Origin of the sequence: Microcystis wesenbergii FACHB-1317 (assembly GCF_014696875.1) — a bacterium.
Classification (GTDB): Bacteria; Cyanobacteriota; Cyanobacteriia; order Cyanobacteriales; family Microcystaceae; genus Microcystis; species Microcystis wesenbergii_A.
The window spans coordinates 1-7,367 of sequence record NZ_JACJQV010000071.1; the positions used below are offsets into that span (position 1 = coordinate 1).

The following is a 7,367-nucleotide window of genomic DNA, read 5'->3' on the forward strand; positions in this document are numbered from 1 at the left end:
TATGGCTTGATACTGTTGAGTTTTAGCTTTAACTTTAAACTCTAAGACAAACATTTTACGCAGGGGGGACTTAGACAAAATCAGTATAGCACAATAAAAGTTAAGTTAACAAGATATAGTTTAAAAAGCCGTCCTAAAAGGACGGGGCTTTAACCCAAAATTTCGGTAAAAGCTCTCAGACTGGGAGTGTTAATCGGTTTAACTTCCCCGAAACCTACCCCAAATATGGTGATAATCACCATATAAACGGCATCTAGAAAACTCCAACCGTAGGCCATATAACCGATAGTTGCCCCGACTACCGTAGCGAGAAAAAAACTCGCACCGATGATAATCCTTTTCAGTGAACTTTGCATCGATTTCCGTGACCTGACCATCTAGCTATCAGCTTACAACAGTTATCGGTTATCAGTTATCAGTTATCGGATGTGAGTTTTTAGCTATCGAACTACTTAGGGTTTGCAGAATAAGTCCCCAGAGGGAATCTAGGGGCTACACAGTTGGCAAAATGGTAATTTCGTCGCTTAGTTTCTGAATTTTATCTGGCGATAGCCAATAAAAGTGCAAGGGTTTTGAGTCCCTCGGATCGATTTCTCAACGTTTGTTTCTTGCACTTTTTTGGTTAAAAAAGTCCCAAAAACTCTTCCTAGCAAGGATTATACTGATATTCAGCAAACCCTACTTAATCAGTACATAGCATAAAAGCAAGCTGTGATTGAGTTATAATTTTTGGAGATGTTTACTGATTACTGTTTACTGATTACTGTTGAGACTTGACATTGGGGACAAAAATGAGAGGAGCGTCCACTTAATTTAATTCTGGCAATAGTTGCACCGCAAAGGCGACAATTTTCGCCAGTACGACCATAAACCCAGGCCATCGAGCCATAATTGCCATTAACTCCCGTAACGTGGAGAAAATCGCTAAAACTGGTGCCGCCTTCAGCGATCGCTGTTTCCAATACAGAAATAATGTTTTTTGTCAATAAGTCTATTTGCTCAATTTTTAAAAGATTAGCGGCAGTTTGGGGATGGATACCACTTTTAAAAAGAACTTCATCCGCGTAGATATTGCCGATTCCCGCGACTACATTTTGATCGAGAAGAAAAGTTTTAATCGGACGACGACTTTTTTGACAGTGACTATAGAGATAATCGGGGGTAAAATTGCGATCAAAGGGTTCTAGTCCCAGTTTTTTGAGACCGGTAATCACGCTTTCTGGGGTTTTATCGGCGGCAATCCACCAAATTTTCCCGAAAGTGCGGGTATCGACAAAGCGCAATTCTTGCTGATTGGCAAAAAAGAAGCGTAAGCGCGTATGAATCGGCAGGGGAGTGGTATCTTTTACCCAGAGCAATTGTCCGGTCATACGCAGATGAACCCCGATACTACTACCATTATCTAAATTGGCGAGGAGATATTTGCCTCGGCGCTGCCAATTGGTAATCGTGGTCTGAGCAATTCCTTGCAGAAAAGTTGCCTGGGAATTAGGATAGGCTAGGGTACGCTGTAATAATACTTCCCCACCGATAATTTTTTTGCCCTGGGTAACTTGATTTAACCCGCGACGCACCGTTTCTACTTCTGGCAATTCTGGCATATAAGTGATTGAACAAAATTAAGTTCTTGGTTAGGGTAGGCAAAAGGAAAAAGATAGATAAACAGAACTTTTTATCGGGAAACGACACCAGATTAACGCCAATTCTACTTTAACTTTAACATTTCGATAGTATCAATTATTTCCCGTTCAAAACTGACTTGAGCGCGATTAGTTTTACCACCAATATAAAAGCGATCTCCCGATTGTAAAGCCCAAATTTGCGAATGGGAAAAGTAACTCATTATCACTCCCATCATCAATAAAGCAAAACCTAAATAGACGATAGGCACTCCCGGATCTGCCTTAATTTGTAACCCTGTACTGCCCACTAATTCGACTATTTTTAGATTAACTCCATTGATAGGAATCGTCATTCCTTCTCGTACAGCAGAGGTTAAATCTCCCTTAGCATCATAGACGATTACCGTACCTTGTAAATCTCTGGTTAAAAGAGAAACTCCCTCACTAAGATCGGTTTTAGTCGGAATCCAAGTTCCCCAGATTTGTCCATTACCTTTGGTGTCTAAACTAGCCATCGGTAGCTGTAGGATCGGACTATTATTCACCTGTACTTTTACCCCGGCAATTCCCCAACTGGTTTGATAAAAAGTCACCCCTTTATGGTGCAAAGGTTGATTAACTTGAATAGTTTTGCGATCGATCTCCTGTCCTTGATTATCGATCACCGACAAATCAGAATAAAATTGTTCTATATCACCTTTAGGACTATAATCAATCCAAAAACGATTAACCTTAATCCCCCAATCCTTGGGGAGAGAATTTTTAGATAAGGGTCCAGCTTCAATAATATTTTTAACCTGAAAACTATCGCCACTAGCTACCATTTCTTGAGCGAAAAACCCCGTTAACGCTCCCCAGATCGACCCTGCTAAAATAATTAACATGGCTGCATGAACGATAATCGGACCGATTTTACCGATCAGACCTTTACGCGCATAAAGACTGTTATTTTCTAGAAAAACTTTGTAGCCTTTTTTCTCTAATAGGGGGGTGAGGGATTCTAGGGAACCGGTTTCTAATTCAGCACTTAAAGCTAGTTTTTGAAATTGGCGAGATTGTTGATAAAATTGCCAGTTTCTTGCGGCCTTTAAAGCGGGAAATTGTCGTCGGAAGGTGCAAGCGGTTAAACTGGAACCAAAGAGGATTAATAATGATAGATACCACCAGGTACTATAAACATGATTTAATCCCAATAGTAATAAAACTTTCCAAGTCAGAAAGCCAAATAAAGCGGGTTTCTCAGGATAATTAGCTTGGTAAAAAGATAGGGATTGTCCCTGTTCGATTACCGTCCCAGAAATGCTAAAAATAGCGATTAAAAGTAAGAGGATAATTGCTAATCGCAGATCGGCAATAGTCTGGATAAATTTACGTCCCCATTGAGGCGGTCTATTCTTTAAATTTGAGGAAGTTTCCGATATAGTCATAGTTAAAAGTTTTGCAATTCTAGCCAATTATCTATCATAACCCTCCACCATCACAGCAGACGGGATAATAAAGAAAAAACTCCAAAACCGATTAATAAAACCCCACTGACAGGATTAATCCACCCGGACCATTGACGCAGGGAAAGAAAGCTTTTCAGCGAGGCAGTAAAAGAACCGACGATAATTAAGGGTAAAACATAGCCGGCAGTGTAGGATAATAATAATCCCCCTCCTAAGCTTAAATCTCCCGTATTGGCCACCCATGCCAATAGAGTCGCTAGAACAGGTGTACTGCAAGGAGAGGCGATTAAACCAAATGTTAAACCGAGAAGATAGGACCGCAAAATCGGGGGAAAATCGCCAGTAATCCAATCGGTAGCACCAAGGGAGGGGAAGCGCAGGGGTAATAATTCCAAGAGGTTTAACCCCATGAAAATAGCGATCGCACTGACGATAATCGGTAAACCGATCCCCACCTGTCCATAGACTTTCCCTAGAGTAGCGGCAATTAGTCCCAATCCCGCTAAGGTGGTGGCTAATCCCAGGGAAAACCATGTGGACTGCCAAAAAGCCGCTAAACGACCTTTATTTTCGTAACCCCCGATATAAGCGACGGTAATCGGCAACATCGACAGCATACAGGGGGTAAGACTGGTGAGTAAACCGGCTAGAAAAATCACAGCAATACTGACAAAACTAAGGTGAGTTAGTTGGGAAGTCACTAAGCGATCGGCGTATTGTTCAAGGTGATAGAGTTGAGTCTGTAATTGGTCTAACATATTGGGGAATTTTTCAGGCTAAATTTGGCTCATTTCTAGGATATTACCATCGGGATCACTGACAAATAAGGCCTTTCTACCCGAGGCACTCATTTGAATTGTATAACCTTGACTTTCTAGATAGTTACCCATGGCTGTCACGTCATCAATAGCGAAGGCAAGATGAGGATTACGTCCCCATTTTTCGGGATTGGGACGGTAGTTTTGGTAATTGGTATCGACAATTAAATGAATTTGATAATCTCCCACTTGATACCAAACCCCATCGTATTGAAAAGGGCGATCGATTCTAGTCAATCCTAGAACATTTTCGTAAAAGTTAACGGCTTTTTCTAGCTCCGTGACTAAAATCGCCGTGTGTAAGGATTTTGTGATGTTCATAGTTAATATCTGACTCGCGGATCGAGCCAACTATAGGTTAAATCGGCAATTAAGTTAAAGATAACAATTAAAATCCCATAGATAAAGGTAATCGCCATCACTACGGGGGTATCACTGCGGGAAATAGAATCGATTAATAAAGCACCGATACCCGGCACACGAAACACTTGTTCTGTGACTAAAGCTCCAGTAAAAATTGAGGGAATATCGAGAGCAATCAGGGTGACAACGGGGATTAAAGCGTTACGAACTATATGCTTAGTTAGGACAGAAAAATTAGTTAGTCCCTTCGCTAAGGCAGTTTTAACATACTCTTGGTGAATTTCTTCAGTTACGGAAGAACGCACGAAACGCATCAACATCGCTCCTTGATATAAGCTTAATACGGTTACGGGCATAATTGACTGTTTCACCTGCTCGATCAAACTATTAAAATCACTGATTTTTAGGGTACTGTTATAAAAAGATGGTAGCCAATTTAACTGCACACTAAAGATAATAATTAATAACAATCCCGTCACAAAGGTGGGTAAAGAAAAGCCAAGCATCGAAAAAGTAGAGATAATTTTGTCTAACCAAGAATAGCGCTTAACTGCTGAAATTATGCCCAAAGGAAAAGCGATTAAAACCCCGAACATATAGGCACTACCGACAATCCAGAGAGTTGTGGGTAAACGCTGCCAAATGAGGGTAAAAACTGGGCTGCGACTGGTGAAAGAATAGCCCATATCTCCTTGAAGAAATGCTAACAACCACTTGACATAACGCACGGGAAGAGGTTGATCTAATCCGAGACTTTTGCGAATATTTTCTCGCACCGCTTCCGTAATAGCTGGATTAGCGGCAAATTCTCCCATCGGATCCCCCGGTGCTAGGGCCAAAATGCCAAAAACCACCATACTAATAGCTAAAAGAGTGGGAATCGAAAATAATAATCTTCTCAGAAAATATTTGAGCATTTATTTACTACGCTTCCAGTCTTTGATGTTCCAAGTATTTCTATCCCAGGGAGTTAATTTAAACCCCGACAAACTATTGCTAATTGCCACCACATCGGCACGATGAACTAGGGGAATAATCACAAAATCATTAATTAACATATCATTCATTTTAATCGCTATTTCTCTCCGTTTTTCTGGGTTTAATTCTTGACTAAAAGCTTGCCATAATTTATCGTATTCAGGATTACAATAACGAGCATAATTATCCCCGGCCCAACCATCAGCTTTTTGAGGGATTTCGCCACAGGTAAAGGTTTTAAAATAGGCTTTCGGATCGGGACTATTATTACCTGTAGTGTACATTTGTAGGTCAGCATAAAACTTTTCTACCGTGTCATCGTTAGCAGGATCGCTAGAAAAGAAAATACTGGCATCAATAGTTTTTAATTCTACTCCTACCCCGATCGCTTGTAAACTTTGTTTGATAATTTCTTGGGTTTTCTGACGGAGAGTGTTAACAGTAGTTTGAAAAACTAATTTCATTTCTACCCCATTTTTATCCCTAGTGCCATCATCATTACTATCTTTCCATCCCGCATCATCTAGTAATTTCTTAGCCTTTTCTAGATTAAATTCATAGCGAGTATTGGGAGAATTATATTCCGATGGCATCACAATAAAATTGGGAGTTGTTTTCCCAGTAATACCATAAAGCTGCGTGGCAATAGTATCTCTATCAACGGCTAAAGATAAAGCTTCTCTTACTTTCACATCACTCAAAAAAGGATGGGGAAACTTAATACTAGACCTCTCACCTTCAGGAGTAACTTGATTAGGATCGCTCAAATTAAATAAAACTCGTTCAATCAAAGAACCGAAACTAGATATTAACTGACCCCGACCCGCTTTTTCTAAATCACTTAAAACCTTGGCCTCTACTTGCAAATTATAGGCATAATCCGCCTCCTGTGTCTGTAAAACCGCTCGTGCCGACGAAGTGGCATCACCTCCTCCTTTTAATTCTATTCTTTGAAAACCTAATTTATCCGCTTCTCGAAAGAAAGAATTTGGTTCATAAACTGCCGTATCTCCCGGTTTAAATTCTACCACTTTATAGGGACCCGTTCCCACCGGTAATAAATTAGCGGGGGCCTGGCGTGCCGTTTCATTGCTATACTTTTCATAGAGATGAGCGGGTAAAATCATCCCTTCTGTTCCCACAAAAACTAATGACCAAGCGGGATTAACTTGCTTAAAAGTTATTTTAACCGTATGGGGATCGATCGCTTCTACACTTTTAACTATTTCATAATTGCCGGCGCTAGTAGAACCAGTTTTCGGATTGGTAATAAAATTATAGGTAGCGATGACATCTTTGGCAGTAAAAGGAGTACCATCTGACCATTTAATATCTTTTTTTAGCTTCCATGTCACCGATTTACCATCCCGGGCAACTCCCCCATTTTCAATAGTAGGAATTTCTGCCGCTAAAAAAGGAACTAATTCCCCTTTTTCATCGAAACTAGCCAAAGGTTCTAAGGTAATGCGACTCGCTTCTGAGTCTTTGAATCCCGTGGAGAGATGGGGATTTAAAATCGTCGGCGCTTGCCAATATAAAAGTTTTAAAGTTTCTGGATTATTATTTTCCGTTGCTGGGGGATTATTAGCTGTTTGTTGACGACAAGCACTAAAAAGCAGCGTACAACTAAGGGATAAAATTAACAGGGGCAAGAAAAGCGATCGCTTAAACATTTTTAATGACAATCAATAATTCAACAGGGTGACTTAGGTGATTTCCTACCCCACCAATAACAAGTTATCAGACATTGAGTCTTGATCTCGATCGATTAATTGATTATTTGCCCTCATCCATTCCTAGTCAAGTTAAATCGATCGTGCTAAGCTAAAACGCACTTAAACCACCTAAAATAGAAATAGTAACTTGAGAAAAATCCTACTTATGCCAGCCAAAGATTTCCTAGACTTAGAAGAAAAGAAAAACTTACAAAAAGCTCTTAAAGAAGAAGAAAGAGCAGAGGTTAGGGAAAGAATTTTAATGTTTCTCTTGCTAAACGACGGAAAAACTCAACGAGAAATAGCTGAGTTTATTGGCTGTTCACTCAAAACGGTCGCCCCTTGGTGTGTTCACGGCGATCCTAACAATTTAGAAAGTCTAGAAGATGGGAGAAAAAATGGAAATCATAAAAAAGCCACAGA

7 protein-coding genes and 1 pseudogene are annotated in these 7,367 nt (G+C 40.2%); 1 reads left to right on the plus strand and 7 read right to left on the minus strand.

Translation table 11 applies throughout. The features are described from left to right. Positions 1 to 155: 155 nt before the first annotated feature. The 7 genes and pseudogenes from H6F92_RS03540 to H6F92_RS03570 all read right to left on the minus strand — a co-directional run. Positions 156 to 356 (minus strand): annotated as a pseudogene (locus H6F92_RS03540) (ion channel); the annotation flags it as partial. Between the two features lie 390 nt (positions 357 to 746). Beyond that, on the minus strand, positions 747 to 1,601 hold the full coding sequence (locus H6F92_RS03545; RefSeq protein WP_190356813.1) for a DNA-formamidopyrimidine glycosylase: 855 nt from the start codon (positions 1,599 to 1,601) through the stop codon (positions 747 to 749). Positions 1,602 to 1,705: 104 nt separating this feature from the next. Next, positions 1,706 to 3,049, minus strand: coding sequence for a cytochrome c biogenesis protein (locus H6F92_RS03550; RefSeq protein WP_190356814.1), 1,344 nt, complete (start codon positions 3,047 to 3,049; stop codon positions 1,706 to 1,708). Positions 3,050 to 3,099: 50 nt separating this feature from the next. Then, the gene (locus H6F92_RS03555; RefSeq protein WP_190356815.1) at positions 3,100 to 3,828 is read right to left on the minus strand and encodes a cytochrome c biogenesis protein CcdA; all 729 of its coding nucleotides are present in this window, start codon (positions 3,826 to 3,828) and stop codon (positions 3,100 to 3,102) included. An 18-nt stretch (positions 3,829 to 3,846) separates the two neighbouring features. Continuing rightward, the gene (locus H6F92_RS03560; RefSeq protein WP_190356816.1) at positions 3,847 to 4,209 is read right to left on the minus strand and encodes a VOC family protein; all 363 of its coding nucleotides are present in this window, start codon (positions 4,207 to 4,209) and stop codon (positions 3,847 to 3,849) included. 2 nt (positions 4,210 to 4,211) lie between these two features. After that, complete coding sequence (locus H6F92_RS03565) at positions 4,212 to 5,168, minus strand: ABC transporter permease (protein WP_002767203.1); 957 nt, start codon at positions 5,166 to 5,168, stop codon at positions 4,212 to 4,214. Next, a complete protein-coding gene (locus H6F92_RS03570) occupies positions 5,169 to 6,902 on the minus strand; it encodes a peptide ABC transporter substrate-binding protein (protein ID WP_190356817.1) in 1,734 nt (577 codons plus the stop codon). It abuts the gene before it with no gap. A gap of 208 nt (positions 6,903 to 7,110) precedes the next feature. Here H6F92_RS03570 and H6F92_RS03575 point away from each other — a divergent pair. Then, on the plus strand, positions 7,111 to 7,367 hold a 257-nt coding region (locus H6F92_RS03575), incomplete at its 3' end, for a helix-turn-helix domain-containing protein (RefSeq protein ID WP_190356818.1).

Excerpts from the sequence above, each read along its gene's own strand:
- H6F92_RS03545 (WP_190356813.1), bottom strand. The coding sequence starts at position 1,601 with ATGCCAGAATTGCCAGAAGTAGAAACGGTGCGTCGCGGGTTAAATCAA.
- H6F92_RS03550 (WP_190356814.1), bottom strand. The coding sequence starts at position 3,049 with ATGACTATATCGGAAACTTCCTCAAATTTAAAGAATAGACCGCCTCAA.
- H6F92_RS03555 (WP_190356815.1), bottom strand. The coding sequence starts at position 3,828 with ATGTTAGACCAATTACAGACTCAACTCTATCACCTTGAACAATACGCC.
- H6F92_RS03560 (WP_190356816.1), bottom strand. The coding sequence starts at position 4,209 with ATGAACATCACAAAATCCTTACACACGGCGATTTTAGTCACGGAGCTA.
- H6F92_RS03565 (WP_002767203.1), bottom strand. The coding sequence starts at position 5,168 with ATGCTCAAATATTTTCTGAGAAGATTATTATTTTCGATTCCCACTCTT.
- H6F92_RS03570 (WP_190356817.1), bottom strand. The coding sequence starts at position 6,902 with ATGTTTAAGCGATCGCTTTTCTTGCCCCTGTTAATTTTATCCCTTAGT.